The following is a 19,994-nucleotide window of genomic DNA, read 5'->3' on the forward strand; positions in this document are numbered from 1 at the left end:
GTTATCAATTAATAAGTATATCGTTTGTGTAATTTGTTACAACTAAATTAAAATAAAAAAGCAACTCAATTGAGTTGCTTTTTTATTTAGTTTTCATTTTGTTTTATTTCTTTAATATAAGCATCTAATTCAAGCCCATATTTAGATTTTTTAATTTTAGCGGTTAAGCTATTATTTACAGTATCTAATAACTTAATGTTGGCGTTGTACAATTCAGTTAGTGCTAAATACGGAGCAGTTTCAAAGTCAGCATTGGTAACAGCAAAGTTAGTAGTGTAATAATATTTACGCTTAATTAAGTTTTTTTCTTCTTTTAGTAATTTAGCTAATAAAGCGGTGTCATTTACTTTTTGAGCTTCAAATTTTTCTTTAAATAGATCTAATTGTTTTCCAGTAAATTTTTTTGCCATTGCATTGTGTTCTTCTAATTTTTCTTGATTTTTAGAACCTGATATTTTAGCTGATGTTGCAAATTTCTCAACTTTAGAATTGATAAAGATTTCACCTTGTTCTCCAAAAAATGTAATTTTTTCTGATTCCATTTTATCTAATGATATAAAATAAACTTCAGGAGATATTACTTCATCTGAAACAACAAATTTTCCATCTCCATTTATTTCAACTGAATCTACAGAAACTAATACTGTATCTTTAATTTTTTGTAAATAAATAGTACCTTTTTTTAATCCATCAATAGTACCATTTACAAGCATATTCTCTTTTTTATCAGCAGAACAAGAAAATAAAAGCGTAACTAAAATAACGCAACTTAATATTTTTTTCATTTTATAAAATTTAAGGGACAAATATCTTATATTTTTTTGAATTTTGGAATAAATTAAGGTGCAACAATTCGCATTAATTCTGCCGTAAACATAGCTCCATAAGTTCCAACAACATAGCCAAAAACAGCTAGTAAAACTCCAACTGTTGCTAATGATGGATGAAATGCTGCCGCTACAACTGGAGCGGATGCTGCGCCGCCAACATTTGCTTGGCTACCAATAGCTAAAAAGAAGAATGGTGCTTTTATTAATTTTGCTATAATTATAAGAAGCGCAACATGAGTTGCCATCCAAATTAAACCTACAAATAATAAACCTGGATTGTCAAAAATTTGCGTTAAATCCATTTTCATACCAATTGATGCTACTAAAATGTAAATAAAAACGCTACCAATTTTACTTGCTCCGGCGCCTTCATAACTTTTTAATTTGGTAAAAGAAAGTAATATTCCTAAAATGGTTGCAATACTAATCATCCAAAAAAACTGAGAACCAAATGATGACATTGCTGAGGTTTTATCGCTAATTATTTCAAAGTTGCTGGTTAAATAGTTAGAAATTAAATCGGCTCCAAAATGAGAAGCTCCAACGGTTACAAATGCGATTGATAAAATAACCATTAAATCAGACAAAGTTGGGTTTCTATTTGTTTTTGCAGAATAGCTAGATACTTTTTCTTTTAAAGTTTCAATTGCCGAACTATCAGCTTTTAGCCATTTGTCTATCTTTTCAGTTTTTCCAATTCCTAATAATAAAATTGCCATCCAAATATTTGCAACTACAATATCAACAATTACAAAACTCGCATAATTTTTAGTGTTAAAATGATAAATTTCTAGCATTGCAGCTTGGTTTGCTCCGCCGCCAATCCAACTTCCGGCTAAAGTGGCTAATCCTCTCCAAACAGCATCTGGGCCAGCGCCTCCAACAGTTTCAGGTGAAATTAAAGATATTAAAAGTACAGCAATTGGGCCGCCAATTATAATTCCTACAGTTCCTGTTAAAAACATAATTAAAGCTTTTGGGCCTAAATTAAAAACAGCTTTTAAATCGATACTTAAGGTCATTAAAACCAATGCTGCAGGTAATAAAAATCTACTGGCTATATAATATAATTGAGAGCCATGTTTTGTTATTTCGCCTGTTTTATTAGCAGTTTCCCATTCAGGAGCAATAATTCCTGTTGATGTAAAAATAGCAGGTAACATATATGCCATTAACAACGCAGGGACATATTTGTAAAACTTTTTCCAACTGCTATTTGTGCTTGATGATGTGTAAAAAACAAAGCCAAGCGTTAGCATTAAAATTCCAAATACAATTGTGTCTTGTGTAAAAAAGGGTGTATTATCCATATGTTTTTTTTCAATTTTGGCTAATTTAACATTATTTGTGACTTTATTCGCAAAAAATGAGTTTTTGGTTTAGTATATTTGTTAAATTAAAAAATTAACTAAATGAAATATATAAAACTCTATTTAATTGTAGCTTTAATTACAATTTCTTGTAAATCCGTTCAGGAAACAAATTCTGTTGTACAAAAGCCTGTTACTGTTGAAGTTGATACTCGTGAAATTCAAGGAGGAATGTGGATTCCATCTTTATTAGAAGGTATGAACGAAACTGAAATGATGCAACTTGGTAGTAAAATGACTGCCAAAGATATTTATGATGTAAATAATTCTAGCTTAAAAGATGCCATTGTGCATTTTAACGGAGGTTGTACTTCGGAAATTATTTCACCAAATGGATTATTATTAACAAATCATCATTGTGGATTTGGCGCAATTCAATCACACTCATCTGTTGAACATGATTATCTAGAAAATGGTTTCTGGGCAATGAATTATGATGAAGAATTAGCTAACCCAGGTATGACCGTTACTTTTATTAAAAGAATTGATGATGTAACATCTCAAGTTTTTGAAGGTGTTCTTGATTCTATGGATGAGGTTACTAAAATGAAGTTAATTAATCAAAATATTGATAAAGCTACCAAAGCTGCTCAAAAAGAATCTTGGCAAAATGCCAATGTAAAATCTTTTTACGATGGGAATCAATATTTACTTTTTGTAACAGAAATTTATAAAGATGTTCGTTTGGTAGGCGCACCACCATCATCAATAGGAAAATTTGGTGCAGATACAGATAATTGGATGTGGCCAAGACATACCGGTGATTTTTCCATGTTCAGAATTTATGCCGATGCAAATAATCGTCCGGCAGAATATTCTAAAGAAAATGTTCCTTACAAACCAAAACATTATTTGCCAATTTCTTTAGATGGTGTTGCTGAAAAAGATTTTACATTAGTATTTGGTTTTCCTGGAAGTACAGATGAGTATTTACCAGCAGTTGCAGTTGATCAAATTGTAAATGTATTAAATCCAGCAAAAATTGAGGTAAGAGACAATGCGCTAAAAATTGTTGACTCTTATATGAGAACTGATCCAGCTATTAAAATTCAATATGCATCAAAATATGCCTCAACAGCAAATTATTGGAAAAAATGGATTGGCGAAAATCAAGGAATTAAAAAATCAAATGCAATTCAAAAGAAAAGAGATTTAGAAACTGAGTTTTCTAAAATAGTAGCTGAAAAAGATTTAGTTGGTTACTCAACTTTATTAGCTGATTTTGAAAATTTATATAAAGAAATTGAAAAAGTTTCTTTAGCACGTGATTACTGGATTGAAGTAGCGTACAGAAATGTAGAATTATTAGGAATAACTTTTAGAGCATTTCAACTGGAGCAAGCATATTTACGTGGTGGAGAACAAGCGTTTGAAAATGCGCGTCAATCTATTTTAGGAAGACTAGAAGGAACTTATAAAAATTACAATGCAACTGTAGATAAACCTGTTTTTGAAAAATTAGTGAGTTTATATGCTGAAAAATCACCAAAAGAGTATTTACCATCTAATATGAAAGATGTTAATTTTGAGAAATTAACAAATGATATTTATACAACTTCAAAATTAACTTCTTATGAAGGTGCTAAAGAATTATTTTCAGGTTCAGCCGAAGAAGTAATTAAAAAACTAAATGCAGATAAAGCTTATGCTTTTGGAAAAGAATGGCACACGATGTTTTATACAACTTTAGAACCTAAATTTCAAGAATTAAACATGCAAATTGTTGCTGTTCAGAAGAAATATATGAAAGCTTTAATGGAAGTGTTCCCAAACAAACGCTTTTTCCCAGATGCAAATAGTACATTACGTGTAACGTATGGACAAGTTAGAGGGTATGAGCCAAGAGATGGTGTTTATTACAATACAACAACCTATTTAGATGGTGTTATTGAAAAATATGTTCCTGGTGATTATGAATTTAACGTTCCACAAAAGTTGTTAGATTTATATGAAGCTAAAGATTACGGACCTTATGGTGAAAACGGTAAAATGCCAGTTTGTTTTATTGGCACAAATCATACCACAGGAGGAAACTCTGGAAGTCCAGCAATTGATGCTCACGGAAATTTAATAGGTTTAAATTTTGATAGAGTTTGGGAAGGAACTATGAGTGATATGAATTACGACCCAGATATCTGTAGAAATATTATGGTAGATGTGCGTTATGTATTATTTATTGTAGATAAATTTGCCGGAGCAAAAAACTTAATAAACGAGATGACTTTAGTACATCCTAAAAAATAAATTAAACAATAGAAAATGAGATATTTTAAATTTTATGTAGCACTAGCGGTTCTTTTTATATCGCTAAATTCAATAGCGCAGGTTTCTGAAAAGGTTGATACGCGCAAAATTCAAGGTGGAATGTGGGTTCCTTCATTATTAGAAGGAATGAATGAACAAGAAATGCAATTACTTGGTAGTAAAATGACTGCCAAAGATATTTACGATGTAAATAATTCGAGCTTAAAAGATGCTATTGCGCATTTTGGTGGAGGTTGCACATCTGAAATTATTTCACCAAACGGATTATTATTAACAAATCACCACTGTGGTTATGGAGTTATTCAATCACATTCTTCAGTAGATCACGATTATTTAAAAGATGGTTTTTGGGCCATGAGTTATGAAGAAGAATTACCAAATGAAAGCTTAACAGCAACATTCATTAAAAGAATTGATGATGTAACTGCAAAAGTTTTTGAAGGTATTTCTGATGATATGGATGAAGCTGAAAAAATGAAAATTGTAAATCAAAATATTTTAAAAGTAAATAAAGAAGTTCAAAAAGAAGAATGGCAAGATTCTTATGTACGTTCTTTTTACAAAGGAAATCAATACTTATTGTTTGTAACAGAAGTATTTACAGATGTGCGTTTGGTTGGTGCGCCTCCAACATCAATTGGTAAGTTTGGTGCAGATACTGATAACTGGATGTGGCCAAGACATACAGGAGATTTCTCTATGTTTAGAGTATATGCAGATGCAAATAATCGTCCTGCTAAATATGCAAAAGAAAATGTTCCTTACAAACCAGCACATTATTTACCAATATCATTAGATGGTGTTGAAGAAAGAGATTTTACTATGGTTTTTGGTTTTCCAGGAAGAACAAATGAGTATTTACCGGCTGTTGCAGTAGATCAAATTGTAAATGTATTGAATCCTGCTAAAATTGAAGTAAGAGATAATGCATTAAAAATTATAGATTCTTATATGCGCAAAGATGCAGATATTAAAATAAAATATGCATCAAAATTTGCTTCTACAGCTAATTATTGGAAAAAATGGATTGGTGAAAATCAAGGAATTCATCAAACAAAAGCCATCGATTTTAAAAAGGCTGAAGAAAATGAGTTTTCTAAAATAGTTGAAGAAAAAGATTTAGTAGGTTATTCAACGTTGTTATCTGATTTTGAAAAATTATATAAAGAAATAGAAAGCGTTTCTTTAGCACGTGATTATTGGATTGAAATTGCTTACAGAAATGTAGAGTTATTGGGTGTAACTTTTAGAGTTTTTCAACTAGAACAAGCTTATTTAAAAGGAGGAGAACAAGCTTTTGAAAATGCCAGACAAAACATTTTAGGAGGTTTAGAAGGTACGTACAAAAATTATAGTGCAGTTGTTGATAAACCAGTTTTTGAAAAATTAGTAGCTTTATATGCTGCAAAAACTCCTGCTGAATATGTTCCTGCTAATATGAAAAATGTTGATTTTTCTAAACTAGCAAATGATATTTATGCAACTTCTAAATTAACATCTTTAGCTGGTGCAAAAGAATTATTATCAGGTAAACCAGCCGATGTAATTAAGAAAATTAACGCTGATAAAGCTTATAAATTTGGAAAAGAATTACACAGTATTTTTTATACTCAGTTAGAACCTAAATTCCAAGCGTTAAACTTACAAATTGAAGCGCTTCAAAAAGAATATATGAAAGCGTTAATGGAAGTGTTTCCAAACAAACGTTTTTTCCCAGATGCTAACAGTACGTTACGTGTAAATTATGGAATGGCACAAGGTTATAGCCCAAAAGATGGAGTAACTTACACAACAAAAACATACTTAAAAGGTGTAATGGAAAAATACATTCCTGGAGATTATGAATTTGATGTGCCACAAAAATTACAAGATTTATACTATGCAAAAGATTACGGTCAGTATGGAGAAAATGGTAAAATGCCTGTAAATATTTTATCAACAAACCATATGACGGGAGGAAACTCTGGTAGCCCAATTATTGATGCTAATGGAAATTTAATTGGGTTAGCTTTTGATACAACTTGGGAAGGAACGATGAGTGATTTATACTTTGATGCAGATATTGTACGTAGTATTATGGTTGATATTCGTTACGTATTATTTATTATAGATAAATATGCAGGTGCTAAAAACCTTATTGAAGAAATGACTTTGGTGCATCCAAAAAAATAATAGAAAACATTTTTAAAAAAAACTCCAAATGAAAATTTGGAGTTTTTTTTATATATGATTAAGCGGTTTTTTAAAACTTTAAGTTTATTTGCCAATCAAAAGATTCTTTAGGTATTAAAGTTAATAAGCCACGTTTGTTATTAAAACTATTTGGAGCACAGGTCATAGGTTCAATTGCAATACAATCTCTTGTGTTTGGTGTGTAACATTGCAAATAATTTTCATTTGATGTACAAGCAAAATCTAGGGTAATTTCATAATCTGGAGTTTTAAATATTGTTTGGTTTTTTTCAATTAAAAAGCAATCATCTAAAAAAGTATCTTCTATAGTTAAGGGTGTTTTAAATGGTATTTGAATTTCATTCTGTGGAATCATTTTTTCATTTAAGTTGTATTTTTTAGTACCATCAAAATTTAAAATGCTTTTTGATAAGTTGGTTGATTTAAAATAGGGATGCCAACCAAGTCCGAAAGGAAATTCCTCATTACTATTATTAACTACATTAAAACTAATTGCTAAATTGTTTTTTGTATACGTATATGTAATATCAATTTTGTAAGCAAAAGGAAATCCAATAGTATCTCCATTGTTAGAATAGCTTAACGTTATTTCTGCGTTTTCTTCCGTAGCTTCAGTTTTAATTATTTTAAATCTTTTGTTAAAAATGTGACCGTGTAATGAGTTGTTTAAGGCTGTTTCATTACATGCTAGCTGATAGGTTTTATTGTTAAAAGTATATTTTCCATCATCAATTCTATTAGGTGATGGGAATAAAAATGATGAGTTAAATTTGTTTTTATATAATTCTAACCCTTTTTCATCATTGGTGATTCCATCAATTATTTCAATGCTATTTTTTGTTAATTTTTGAAGTGAAGCACCTAGGTTTGGGTAAATAGTACTTTTTATATTTAAATATTTATTTGTAATAGTTACTTCATTTAAAAGTGAATTTTGGTTTTGGGTAGTTGTAATTTTAAACATTATCTTTTGTGCTATTGTTTTTTTTAGGTAATCTATTTGCATCTTTTAAGCATTGATTTAGCATCCATTCTAACTGACCGTTAGTGGAACGAAATTCATCTGCAGCCCATTTTTCAATAGCTTTTAACATGTCTTCGTTTATACGTAATGCAAATGCTTTTTTATTTGCCATAGTTATTTAAGTTCGTTAATAAATGTTGTTATAATTGTTGTTAATTCATCTTTTATTGGTAATTCTGGGTTGTTATACGAACTCATATTTTCGTTTAAATCACCTTTAATTTCTTTTAAAATATGATTCATATCTTCAATAATAAAAAGTTGAGAATTTGGTGTTGCTTTATGAAGCAGTTCGGCATCCATATTTTGCACTTGAATGTCTTTTGATCCGTTAATGATAAGTGTTGGAATTTTAAGTTTTTTAATTTCTTCTTGAGGGTTATATTTTATCCATGAAATTAAAAAAGGTTGTACAGATTTGTTGAATACAGAAACTAACATTGGATTAAAATCTTCAACAATAACTTCCTTTTTTAACGAATCTAATACTCTAACAGTTTCCTCTTTTAAAAATGGTGCTTGTTTTCCAATTTGTTCAATTAAAACTTCATCAATAGCTCTTCCAGCACCTTCTAAAGATATAAATGCATCGGCGTTGTTGGCACTTGCAATCATTCCAACTAAACTTCCTTGGCTATGTCCTGCAACTATTATTTTTGAATATTTTTTTGAATTTTTAAAATACGATATAACTGCTTTAGCATCATAAATAAATGACTCAAATTTAAGGGTGTCAACCGTTGCTAATTGTTCTTTTGAAAAGGAGAGTACACTTTTATCAAACCTATAAGAAGCAATATTGTTTTCGGCTAATTTTTCAGCTAAAAACTTTAGTGAGTTATTTTTCATTGCGGTGTTATTTCCATCTCTGTCAGTTGGTCCAGAGCCTGGAATTAAAATAACCAAAGGTGTTTTTTTGTTTGAATTTATTTTTAATAGCGTACCGTTTAAGGTTGTTGCATAAGCTGGTATTTCTTGTGCTATTTCGTTATAATTTTTTTTTTGTGAAAAAGAAAAACTGTATATAAATACAAAAATTATGAAAAGAATGTTTAGTTTCATTTTAATGTTATTTTTTGCTGATAATTATCTAAAGTTTTTTGCAAACTATCTTTTAATTGCGTTCCTAATAATATTTTTTTCCCATTTTTTAATTCTAATTGTAAACCAATATTACCTTTAGTTGTAAAGCTTTTTTCTTTTTTTTTGAAATAGCTAAATTTTATTCCCCAACCGCCATATTCACTAATGGCATTGTAATTTCTAATGTAACATTTTGAAATTAAATTCCAAGTGATTGTTTTTGAATTTAGGTGAAATGGATAAAATTGATAGTGTATTCCTATTTCATCAATACGTGTTTTCAGTTTTAAAAAAATAAAAAGTAAGGCTACAAGTAATACAATTATAATACCACTTATACTTCCAATTTTAGCGCCTATGTTTCCATTACTGATTACTTCCCAATTTTGAAAAGTTGTTATGGATACAATAGTAAATACAAAAAATAAACCAATGAATACTAATGGTTGGTTAAACTTTTGCTCTTCAATAAATATTTTCATTTATCTGTTTTTTTCTCGTTCTAATAGTGCTTTCATAAAACTACCTCCATGATGTGTTACACTATTAACAGTCCAACCTTCTCTAGCAAATTGATTTATATTGTCTTCAAAATCGGCATCTTTTCCCCAAATACCTTTTTTTATAATTTTATATTCTTTCATTTTTAGATGGTTAAATTAGAGTTGAAAATAGTATTGTTATAATAATTGATAGATATGTTAAAACTGTGATCATAGTTTAATGATTTAATGTTCCAGTATTTACAATTGGCGCTACATCTTTATCAGAACAAAGTACTACCATTAAATTGCTTACCATTGCAGCTTTACGTTCTTCGTCTAAATCAACAATATTGTCTTTACTTAGTTTATGCAGCGCCATTTCTACCATTCCAACAGCTCCTTCAACAATTTTATGACGTGCAGCAATAATTGCGGTTGCTTGTTGACGTTTTAACATAGCACTTGCAATTTCTTGTGCGTAGGCTAAATAACCTATTCTGGCTTCTAAAACTTCAATTCCAGCCATTTCTAAGCGTTCAGATAACTCTAGTTCAAGAGCTTCGCTTACTTCGTTTACACTAGCTCTTAGTGTAATTTCTTCAGCTTTTCCGTCATCTTCAAAATTATCATAAGGATATAAACTGGCAAGTTTTCTAACTGCTGCATCAGATTGTACGCGTACAAAATTTTCATAATTGTCAACATCAAAAGCAGCTTTATAGGTATCTTTTACTTTCCAAACTGCAATAGTACTTATCATAATTGGGTTTCCCAGTTTATCATTTACTTTTACACGTTCACTATCAAAATTACTTGCTCTTAATGAAATACTTTTTTTAGTATACAGTGGATTTGCCCAATAAAAACCATTCTCTTTTACAGTACCAATATATTTCCCAAAAAGTAATAGTACTTTTGATGTATTTGGATTTACTAAAAAGAAGCCTGGAATTGTAATTATTGTTAAAATTAAAAGCGCAATAAATAAGCCTAAAATTGAATATACTAAGCCGCATATTCCTCCTGCGATTAACAGAACAAGCACAAATAGCATAAAATAGCCATTTGATAATTTAATAATTTTTTCTTGAGTCATGATGTTGATTTTTAATGATATTAAAATGATATTATAAAGATATGAATTTTTTTTAAAGAAATACAAATAAATCATGGACATTATTTATATCTTAGCAAAAAAAATATTTTAAATGAAAACATATAAATTGTTGCCTATTTTATTGGCTTTTACGTTTGTTTTATCTTCAGTAAATGCTTCAAATCCTGAGTGGGGAGCAACAGGACACAGAACAATTGGAAAAATTGCAGAAGGTTATTTAACATCAAAAGCAAAACGAAAAGTTGAAGAGTTATTAAATGGTAAAAGTTTGGCATTGGTTTCTACCTTTGGAGATGATATTAAATCAGACAAAAGATATAAAGAATTTTACACTTGGCATTATATAAATATGCCGTTTGATGTAAAATATGAAGATTCTGAAAAAAATAAAGATGGAGACTTAGTGAGTGGAATTAATAAATGTAAAGAGGTTTTGTTAGATAAAAATGCTTCAAAAGAGGATAAGGCTTTTTATTTAAAAATGTTAGTACATTTAATGGGAGATTTGCATCAACCAATGCATGTTGGCAGATCAGAAGATAAAGGAGGTAATGATATACAGGTAAGATGGTTTAATGATGGAACTAATTTACACTCTGTATGGGATTCTAAAATGATAGAACATTATAATATGACTTTTACGGAGTTGGCAGACAACACTGATAAAATTTCTAAAGAACAAATTAAGTATTTACAAAAGGGTTCTATTGCTGATTGGGCAAATGAAACGCAACAATTAGCTATTAAAGTTTATGGATCTGCTGAGGTTGGAGAAAAGTTAGGTTACAATTATGTATATAATAATTTTGAATTAGTTCGTTCTCAATTGCAAGTAGGAGGGATTAGGTTGGCTGAGGTTTTAAATACTATTTTTAGCTAAATTATATTATTTATTATAGGTGTTCCAACGTCTTTTTTCACGAATTAAAAGTGAATTAAATTTATTTGGAACATCTATTTTAAAATGTAAAGGTGTAAATGTTTTTGGATGCAATAATGTAATTTCAGTTGCAGCTAAAAAAAGTCCTTTACCTTTATGTAACGTTTCTTGGTTACCATAAAGTTTATCACCTAAAATAGGATGACCAATTGACGATAAATGAATTCTTATTTGATGTGTTCTACCTGTTTTTGGAGCAACTTTTAAACAGGTTAGATTATTATATTTTAAAGACTTAACAACTTTAATAATCTCAAAACTTGTTTCAGCATTTTTATTTTCAATAGTTGTTGTAATTACCTGTTTATTAAGTACTTCTCCAATTACTATTGTACAATATTTTTTTTGAATAGTTTGGTTCATAAATTGATTTCCTAATTCAATTTGTGCAGTTTTTGTTTTGGCAATTAATAAAATCCCTGATGTTTGGTTATCCAATCTATGAACAGGCGTTGGTTTAAATAATTTATCAGTAGCAGTGCTTTCGGTTAAATTAAAAGGCAAAGCGTTAAAAATATTTTTAAAAGCATTGCTACTAACTGTAATTCCTGGGGGTTTATTAATAACAGCCAAATGTTCATCTTCAAAAATAACTTCTAAACTATATTCATATACCTTAGGTTTGTTTGATGGATTTTCAATTAACTCTATACTTTGGCCAAAGTTAATCCAACTACCTGTTTGTGCTATTTTCCCATTTAATAAAACTTGACCATTTTTTATGGCTTTTTTTATACCACTTTTTGATGGAATAAATTCTTTAAAAATTGATGGAGCATATTCTTGTAAACGAATATTTTCGATATTTTTTGGAACAATATGTGTATGGATCGATTTTATAACGTGAGATTATTAAATTAGATTCTATTACAAAGACGATTGTAAAAGTATATAGTTACGCTCTTATAACCTTCATCTTATTAATAAAATGTTAAATTAAACTTTTATAGTGTAGTAAATCAACAATTTCTTTGTAATCAAACGCTAATTGTAATTTTTGTGTTTCATTAAATGTAAACCAGTTATAATCTACAACTTCTTCTTCCTGAATTTTAATATTTCCAGTCCATTTTCCTAAAAATCGATAAAATTTTCTGCCTTGCCAATCACCAGTTTTAATAATTTCAGTAGGTAAAAAATCTAAATTACATTCTTCTTTTACTTCTCTAATTACATTTTGTTCTGCGGTTTCTCCAGGTTCAGCTCTTCCGCCTGGGCAGCCCCAATAGCCTGCGTATAATTGTGTATAATTAGAGCGTTGAAGTAATAGAATTTTTTTTCTTTGAATAATGATGCCAGAAGCAGAAAGTACCATAATTTTTTTAATAAAATAAAACACCTAATGTAGCAATTTCTCCTGTTGATAAACCCCATTCTTTGGAAGAAATAAGAGTTCCGTTTGCGTCGTAAATATTTAATTCGGCAGTATTTGGACCAGAGAGTCCTTGATTAAGTGCTTGAAAATCAATTTTATTATAACCTTTTTCAAGCGTAAGGTAATAAACGTAATAATTTCCTTTTAAACCAATATTATCACTTACAACTTGTTCGTTAATATAAATTCTAATTCTATCTCCATCAACATAACTGTAATCTCTACATTCAATTTTTACAGTTTTAGTTTTACTGTTTAAGGTTCCGAGGCTTACAGATGTTTTTAATTTTTTGTGGGTAACATCTTCGTTGTTCCAATATTTTTTTCCAGTGATATCTCTATCTTCGGGTAACGTTTCTAGCAAAAAGTTAGAATTATTTGTGGTGTTATATTTATTTAAATTATTATTTATAGCATTTGTATTAACTTTTTCTTCAATTTTAAGATCTAAATTGGTATTCGGATTTATTTTAACTTTAGAAAAATCTACTTTAAGTTGTCCATTATTTTTAGGCAAAGTAACTTCATTATCTATTTTTTTTACTTTTGAAGTGTCGTTTTGTGAAAACACTGTTAATGAAGTGAAACTTATAAGCAGAAAAAAGTATAAATATTGAAATTTCATTTTTTATTTTATTTAAACTATAGTAACAATAAAAGTGCCAATTATTAATATAACTTATTTTGGAGTCAAAAATAATAAAAAATGCTTCAAATTAATTTGAAGCATTTTATAATTGTTTGTTAAACTGTATGATATACGATGATTATTTTATCATTTGAAAACTACGTTTAATAAAATTAGTTAACTCTTCACCTTTTAAAAGGTTTTGAGATAAACGTGCCAAATCAAAAGCTTGTTTAATTAAACGTTCTTGTTTCTTTTCTGTTTTTGTATTTAAAATTTCACCAATTAATTCATTATTTGTATTCACAACAAGATTGTACATTTCTGGAAAATTGCCCATTCCCATAAAACCACCGCCACCAGTTGCTTGCATTTCTTTCATTCTACGCATAAATTCTGGTTGGGTAATTATAAACGGATTTGCATTAGAGTCCATTGCTTCTAATTGAACAGTATATGTTTCTTTTGGAATAGCGTTTTCAATAATTGGTTTTAACGTTTCTTTTTCTTCATCTGATAATTTGCTAATTTTATCTTCATTTTTGTTAATTAAATTATCAATATGATCAGCATCAACTCTTGCAAAATGGATATTTTCTTTGCTACTTTCTAATTTTTGAATTAAATGCGAAACAATTGGAGAATCTAACAATAAAACTTCGTATCCTTTTTCTTTAGCAGCATCAATATAACTGTGTTGGGTTTTTTCATCCGAAGCATATAAAATTACAACTTTATCATCTTTATCAGTTTGTGCAGGTTTTATTTTTTCAATTAATTCATCAAAAATAAAATACTCTTTGTTTACTGTTGGGTACAATGCAAATTTGTCAGATTTTTCGAAGAATTTCTCTTCAGAAAGCATTCCATACTCAATAATAATTTTAATATCGTCCCATTTTTCTTCAAAAGCTTTTCGGTCGTTTTTAAATAAACTTACCAATTTATCAGCAACTTTACGAGTGATATAACTTGATATTTTTTTAACAGCTCCATCAGCTTGTAAATATGAACGAGATACGTTTAAAGGAATGTCTGGTGAGTCAATTACACCACGTAACATTTGTAAGAAATCTGGTACAATTCCTTCTACATTATCAGTTACAAATACTTGATTTTGATATAGTTGAATTCTGTCTTTAGTTGGATCTACGTTTTTGCTGATTTTTGGGAAATATAAAATTCCTGTTAAGTTAAAAGGATAGTCTACATTTAAGTGAATGTTAAATAAAGGATCTTCAAATTGCATTGGATACAATTCTCTGTAAAACTCTTTATAATCTTCATCTTTTAAATCAGTAGGATTTTTTGTCCATGCTGGAGTTGGATTGTTTACAATATTGTCTACAGTAATTTTTTCAGGTTTTGCATCTTCTGCAGCTCCTTCTGGTAATGGTAAAGTTTTTTCTTTTGTTCCAAATTTAATTGGAATTGGCATAAATTTATTGTATTTATTTAGCAGTTGTGTTATTCTGCTTTCTTCTAAAAACTCTAAAGAATCGTCATCAATATGTAACACAATTTCAGTTCCTCTTTCAGTTTTATCTGTTTCTTCTAAAGTATATTTTGGACTTCCATCGCATTCCCAACGCACAGCTTTTGCATCATCCGCAAAAGATTTTGTGAAAATTTCTACTTTACTTGCCACCATAAATGATGAGTAAAATCCTAGTCCGAAATGACCAATTATTCCTGAATCTTCAACTTTATCTTTGTATTTTTCAACAAATTCTTCAGCACCAGAAAAGGCTACTTGGTTTATGTATTTTTCAACTTCTTCACCAGTCATACCAATTCCTTGGTCAATAATTCTAATTTCTTTTTTGTCTTTATCAACCTTAATTTCAATTATTGGAGAACCAATATCACCTTTAATTTCACCTAAAGTTGAAAGATGTTTTAATTTTAAAGTTGCATCAGTTGCATTAGAAATTAATTCACGTAAAAATATTTCGTGATCAGAGTACAAGAATTTTTTAATAATAGGAAAAATATTTTCTGCCGTTACATTTATATTTCCAGTTGCCATATGTATAATTTTTTTTAATTTATTATTAATGAATTTATATAGTCAAATAGAATACCAAACAAAAAATTATGACAAACTGACATAATGTTGTTTCATTATAGTTTTATTTTTTAACTTTATTAATAAATTTTAAAAATCATGCACACAGATGATTCTATTTTAGTTGATGGATTTAAACATATTAAATATCATCAGCATAATTTTTCTGAAAATGAAATGCGCGTAAATTCTGAAACGTATTTTAACAATATTAGTCAAAGAAGGTCAGTACGTAATTTTTCTAATAAGGCTTTTTCAATTGATATTATTGAAAATTTAATTAAAACTGCTTCGTCAGCACCTTCTGGAGCCAATAAACAACCTTGGACTTTTTGTGTTGTAAAAAATGCTAAAATAAAAAAGCGAATTAGAGAAGCTGCGGAAGAAGAAGAACGAAAAAGTTATAGTGAAAGAATGAATGATGAATGGTTAAACGATTTAAAACATTTAGGAACGGATGCAAATAAGCCTTTTTTAGAAATAGCACCTTATTTAATAGTTGTTTTTAAAAAACCTTTTGAATATGATAAACAAGGCAACAAGCATCAAAACTATTATGTAAATGAATCTGTTGGTTTAGCTTGTGGGTTTTTAATTTCAGCCATTCATAATGCAGGTTTGGTAACGTTAACACACACACCAAGTCCAATGCGTTTTTTAGAAAAAATATTAAATAGGCCAGATAATGAACGCGCTTTTTTATTGTTACCAGTTGGGTATGCATCTGAAGATGCATATGTTCCTGATATTCAGAAGAAAAATTTGAATGAGGTTATGAAAATTTATGAATAATTTTATACAAAAATTTGTAAATACTTACTAATTATTAGATGATTCATTTATAGTTGTATTACATTGTAGTTTTTAGTATGTTTGATATATTAAATTAAAACCAAAATAAAAAAATATGTATAATTCTAAAATAACTGGACTTGGTTTCTATGTGCCTGATAATGTGGTTACAAATGAAGATTTGACCAAATTTATGGATACTAGTGATGAATGGATTCAGGAAAGAACAGGCATAAAAGAACGAAGATGGATTAAGGATGGAAGTGAGGATACTTCTGCAGTTATGGGAGCAAAAGCTTCTAGAATAGCCATTGAGCGTGCTGGATTAACTTCAAAAGATATAGATTTTATTGTTTTTGCAACTTTAAGTCCTGATTATTATTTTCCAGGATGTGGTGTACAAATTCAAAATATGTTAGACATGCGAACTGTTGGAGCTTTGGATGTTAGAAACCAATGCTCAGGTTTTATTTATGCGCTTTCTGTTGCCGATCAATTTATTAAAACAGGAATGTATAAAAATATATTAGTTGTAGGTTCTGAATTTCATTCAGGAGGTTTAGATAAAACAACTAGAGGTAGAGGCGTATCTGTAATTTTTGGCGATGGAGCAGGTGCTGTTGTTTTGTCAAGAACTGAAGATAATACGAAAGGAATACTATCATCTCATTTATTTTCTGAAGGCGCACATGCAGAGGAATTAACTGTTTTAGCACCAAGTATTAGACATTGGGTTCCTGAAATTTTAGAGGCAAATGATGAAAATGATGAATCGTATTTTCCATATATGAACGGAACTTTTGTGTTTAAACACGCAGTTGTTCGTTTTTCAGAAGCAATAATGGCAGGATTAGAAACTAATAATTTACAAGTTTCAGATATTAATATGTTAATCCCACATCAAGCTAATTTGCGAATTTCTCAATTTATTCAAAAGAAATTTAGGTTACAAGATGATCAGATTTATAATAATATTATGAAATATGGTAATACAACTGCTGCATCTGTAGTAATTGCATTAACTGAAGCTTGGGAAAAAGGTAAAATTAAAGACAATGATTTGGTTGTTTTAGCTGCTTTTGGTAGTGGATTTACTTGGGGAAGTGTAATAATGCGTTGGTAAATTATTAAATAGTATAAAATTTAAAAGCCTCTAAAATGCAAGTTTAGAGGCTTTTTTTTAAAAAGATGTTTTTTAACTAATTCAAACAATTAAAGTATCTTTTTATTTTAATATTTTTTTGCTCGTGTTTTAATAACAGCGAAACTATTGTTTTATTTTGTGCAACTTGTTAATATTTAGTTAACTAAGTGTCAACAATAATTTATTTTTTATAAAAATCCACCACCACCTTGCGCTTCGTTATTGTCTCTAGATTTTCTGGCTCTGGCTTTGCTTTTTCCACCTCCAAATCTATAATTAAAGCCTATATAGGCATTTTGACTTTCCCAAAAGAATTCACCAGCTTGTGGATAAGGTTTTTCACTTTCAAAATTAAAACTCATAGTATTAAAAATATCGCTAATTCTTGCAGATATGGTTCCTTTGTTATCTAAAACATTTAAACTTGCTCCAAAATCTAATTTCCACATTGGTTTAACATTCCATTGAATAGATTCTTGAGAACCACGGTACATACCGAATAATTGTAGTCTTAAATTTTCAGAAACTTTGTAGTTGTTATTAATTCTTGCGTTCCATATTGTGCTATTAACCTCTATGTTTTCGTTTCCAACTACTCCTTTATCTTTTTGGTTGTACAAATCAAAACTTGCATTTGCAGACCACCAATTAGTTAATTTATAGTTTGATGAAATTTCTAAACCATAAGAATTGTTATCTTCAGTATTATCAAAAGATAATATTACGCGGTTAACATCACTTGGGTCTTCAAATAAAACTCGGGTAATATTATCGTTAATATTTCTGTAGAAAGTACCAATTGTAAAAGACCCTTTGTTTACTTGTTTGGTATAATTTACTTCAAAAGAATTTGTAAACTGAGGTTTTAATTCAGGATTACCAAAAGATGAAACTGTTGGAGTACTCCATTCTCTAATTGGATTTACTTGTTGCAAGTTTGGTCTGTCAACTCTTCTGCTATAACTTAATTGGTATTGGTTTTTTTCACTTGGATTGTAGGTTAAAAACGCTGATGGATACAGTGTAACATAATCATCTTCATAAATTTTAGTGTTCTCTTGCACCGCATCAACGTTAAATATTTCTAATCTAGCGCCTAATTGTAGTGAAAGTTTGTTGAATTTTTGACTATAAGTTGCATACAATGAATTGATTGTTCTGTTGTATTCATAGTCGGAATTTGCAAAAAATGTGCTTTGATAAATATTGTCTGTATTGTTAATTCTAACTTCAGCGCCAAGTTCTAGTTTTATAGTTTCAGAAATTGGATTTACATAATCTAAATTTATAGTTGTGCTTGTTGCTTTATTGTTAGATTTATCGGTATATGATGAGAAATTTGCAGGAGTTCCTGTGTATGTATTGTAAACTGAATTTTCATCGTTTTGTGAATTTTCATAATTGGTTTCAAGTTCTAAATTATGTCCTTCTTTATTAAACTCAATTTTATAATTAAGGTTATAAGTTTGTGATTTGTTGTCTGATTTTGGAGAAAAATCTTGAATAATATTATCAAAATCATTGTTATTATAAATTACTTGCGTATTTCCGGTTGCGCTTCCATCATAAATGTTTTGAGTTGTAAAGAAGGAAATAGTATTTTTTTCATTTAAATAATAATCTAAACCAGTTTTAATTAAATGTGATTCATTTTTATTGATGTTATTAAACGTTTGACTACTGTTATTGTCAAATCTTTCTATAGTACCATCATTAGAATATTTTCCATTATTAGTACCATAATTGGCAAATATATTTACTTTTCCTGTTTTTAAATTTACATCTAATGAACCATTATAGCGTGTATTATCACCAATTGTTAAACCTGTATTTACAGAGCCATTAAATCCTAAATTAGCATTTTTGTGTAAAACAATATTTATAATTCCGCTCATTCCTTCTGGGTTGTATTTTGCAGAAGGATTTGTGATTAACTCAACACTTTTTATTGATGAAGATGGAATTTGTTTTAATAATTGTGCAGTACTAATGTTTGATGGTTTTCCGTCAATTAAAACTCTCACATTATCATTTCCACGTAAACTAATATTGCCAGTTTGGCTATCAACAGAAACTGATTGAACATTGTTTAGTAACTCAGATGCTGTTGAACCTGTTGCTGTTAAATCTTTTCCAACATTAATTACTTTTCTGTCTATTTTTTGTGTAACAGTTGATGTTTCAGCTACAACTAAAACTTCATTTAATTGTGCAGCTTCTTCGGTTAGTAAAATGGTTCCTAAATCTATTTTATAATTTAATCGAGTAACCTTAATTTTTTTAATCTCAGTTTTATAACCAATAAATTGGATTTCAACGGTATTTTCTCCTTCAGAAATTTGCTTAATTGTAAAATCGCCATTTTCATCAGTAATTCCACCTGTAACAGCTTTATTTAAACCATCTTTAATTACTATTGAAACATAAGGTAATGCCGTTTTTGTTTGTGCATCAAGTATTTTACCATTTATTTCTCCAGTTTTTGGATTAGAGTTTGATGGTATTTGAGCAAAAGTTGTTATTGAAATTAGAAGCCCTAATAGGAGTGATAATTTTCTCATTTTTTTTAATTTTGATTCAGTTTTTGGTTTTAGTAATAAAAAAAAACTCTTGTAAGGTTTGTTTTGTATAACAGACTAAACACTTTAAATAATGTTACTAAGTTTCATAAACTTTAACT

General features: G+C 29.0%; 18 protein-coding genes. 5 read left to right on the plus strand and 13 right to left on the minus strand.

Going from position 1 to position 19,994, the window contains the following annotated elements; all coding sequences use genetic code 11:
- Positions 1–86: 86 nt before the first annotated feature.
- Together BM335_RS15010 and BM335_RS15015 are read right to left on the minus strand one after the other, a co-directional pair.
- Positions 87–785: a DUF4369 domain-containing protein gene (locus tag BM335_RS15010; RefSeq protein WP_090230476.1), complete on the minus strand. Its 699-nt coding sequence runs from the start codon at positions 783–785 to the stop codon at positions 87–89.
- Positions 786–838: 53 nt separating this feature from the next.
- Positions 839–2,140 (minus strand): DUF819 family protein, encoded by a 1,302-nt coding sequence (locus BM335_RS15015; protein ID WP_090230486.1) that lies wholly within the window; start codon positions 2,138–2,140, stop codon positions 839–841.
- A 102-nt stretch (positions 2,141–2,242) separates the two neighbouring features.
- Between BM335_RS15015 and BM335_RS15020 the strand changes: the two genes are divergently transcribed.
- Together BM335_RS15020 and BM335_RS15025 are read left to right on the plus strand one after the other, a co-directional pair.
- Positions 2,243–4,444 carry a S46 family peptidase gene (locus tag BM335_RS15020; protein WP_090230491.1) on the plus strand — a complete coding sequence of 734 codons (2,202 nt, stop codon included), beginning with the start codon at positions 2,243–2,245 and terminating at the stop codon, positions 4,442–4,444.
- Positions 4,445–4,459: 15 nt separating this feature from the next.
- Positions 4,460–6,637: a S46 family peptidase gene (locus tag BM335_RS15025; protein WP_090230496.1), complete on the plus strand. Its 2,178-nt coding sequence runs from the start codon at positions 4,460–4,462 to the stop codon at positions 6,635–6,637.
- Between the two features lie 70 nt (positions 6,638–6,707).
- On the opposite strand, the gene BM335_RS15030 is transcribed toward BM335_RS15025, so the two are convergent.
- The 6 genes from BM335_RS15030 to BM335_RS15050 form a co-directional block, all read right to left on the minus strand.
- Positions 6,708–7,622, minus strand: a complete 915-nt coding sequence (locus BM335_RS15030) for an aldose 1-epimerase (protein ID WP_177219226.1) — start codon at positions 7,620–7,622, stop codon at positions 6,708–6,710.
- Positions 7,615–7,794, minus strand: coding sequence for a type II toxin-antitoxin system antitoxin (locus BM335_RS15035; protein WP_090230503.1), 180 nt, complete (start codon positions 7,792–7,794; stop codon positions 7,615–7,617). Before BM335_RS15035 ends, BM335_RS15030 begins: the two co-directional genes overlap by 8 nt.
- A 2-nt stretch (positions 7,795–7,796) precedes the next feature.
- Positions 7,797–8,744: an alpha/beta hydrolase family protein gene (locus BM335_RS15040; protein ID WP_090230508.1), complete on the minus strand. Its 948-nt coding sequence runs from the start codon at positions 8,742–8,744 to the stop codon at positions 7,797–7,799.
- Positions 8,741–9,247, minus strand: a complete 507-nt coding sequence (locus BM335_RS15940) for a hypothetical protein (protein ID WP_245780686.1) — start codon at positions 9,245–9,247, stop codon at positions 8,741–8,743. Before BM335_RS15940 ends, BM335_RS15040 begins: the two co-directional genes overlap by 4 nt.
- Complete coding sequence (locus BM335_RS15785) at positions 9,248–9,409, minus strand: DUF4177 domain-containing protein (RefSeq protein WP_177219227.1); 162 nt, start codon at positions 9,407–9,409, stop codon at positions 9,248–9,250.
- A gap of 76 nt (positions 9,410–9,485) precedes the next feature.
- The gene (locus BM335_RS15050) at positions 9,486–10,346 is read right to left on the minus strand and encodes an SPFH domain-containing protein (RefSeq protein WP_090230512.1); all 861 of its coding nucleotides are present in this window, start codon (positions 10,344–10,346) and stop codon (positions 9,486–9,488) included.
- Between the two features lie 112 nt (positions 10,347–10,458).
- On the opposite strand from BM335_RS15050, the gene BM335_RS15055 reads away from it, so the two are divergent.
- Positions 10,459–11,247, plus strand: a complete 789-nt coding sequence (locus BM335_RS15055) for a S1/P1 nuclease (protein WP_090230517.1) — start codon at positions 10,459–10,461, stop codon at positions 11,245–11,247.
- A 6-nt stretch (positions 11,248–11,253) separates the two neighbouring features.
- Here BM335_RS15055 and BM335_RS15060 read toward each other — a convergent pair whose 3' ends face one another.
- The 4 genes from BM335_RS15060 to htpG all read right to left on the minus strand — a co-directional run bounded on the left by BM335_RS15060 (position 11,254) and on the right by htpG (position 15,339).
- Positions 11,254–12,147, minus strand: a complete 894-nt coding sequence (locus tag BM335_RS15060) for an RluA family pseudouridine synthase (protein ID WP_090230520.1) — start codon at positions 12,145–12,147, stop codon at positions 11,254–11,256.
- A gap of 91 nt (positions 12,148–12,238) precedes the next feature.
- Positions 12,239–12,622 carry an NUDIX hydrolase gene (locus BM335_RS15065; RefSeq protein ID WP_143102436.1) on the minus strand — a complete coding sequence of 128 codons (384 nt, stop codon included), beginning with the start codon at positions 12,620–12,622 and terminating at the stop codon, positions 12,239–12,241.
- A gap of 7 nt (positions 12,623–12,629) precedes the next feature.
- Entirely contained in the window at positions 12,630–13,307 is a 678-nt protein-coding gene (locus tag BM335_RS15070; RefSeq protein WP_143102437.1) for a hypothetical protein, read from the minus strand.
- 142 nt (positions 13,308–13,449) lie between these two features.
- Positions 13,450–15,339, minus strand: a complete 1,890-nt coding sequence (gene htpG / locus BM335_RS15075; RefSeq protein WP_090230536.1) for a molecular chaperone HtpG — start codon at positions 15,337–15,339, stop codon at positions 13,450–13,452.
- A 138-nt stretch (positions 15,340–15,477) separates the two neighbouring features.
- Here htpG and BM335_RS15080 point away from each other — a divergent pair, with 138 nt between their 5' ends.
- A complete protein-coding gene (locus BM335_RS15080; RefSeq protein WP_090230539.1) occupies positions 15,478–16,170 on the plus strand; it encodes a nitroreductase family protein in 693 nt (230 codons plus the stop codon).
- 115 nt (positions 16,171–16,285) lie between these two features.
- Positions 16,286–17,293, plus strand: a complete 1,008-nt coding sequence (locus tag BM335_RS15085; protein WP_090230543.1) for a 3-oxoacyl-ACP synthase III family protein — start codon at positions 16,286–16,288, stop codon at positions 17,291–17,293.
- 209 nt (positions 17,294–17,502) lie between these two features.
- Here BM335_RS15085 and BM335_RS15090 read toward each other — a convergent pair whose 3' ends face one another.
- Entirely contained in the window at positions 17,503–19,875 is a 2,373-nt protein-coding gene (locus BM335_RS15090) for a TonB-dependent receptor (protein WP_090230547.1), read from the minus strand.
- Between the last annotated feature and the right edge of the window lie 119 nt (positions 19,876–19,994).

Origin of the sequence: Lutibacter maritimus (assembly GCF_900116115.1) — a bacterium.
GTDB classification, from domain to species: domain Bacteria; phylum Bacteroidota; class Bacteroidia; order Flavobacteriales; family Flavobacteriaceae; genus Lutibacter; species Lutibacter maritimus.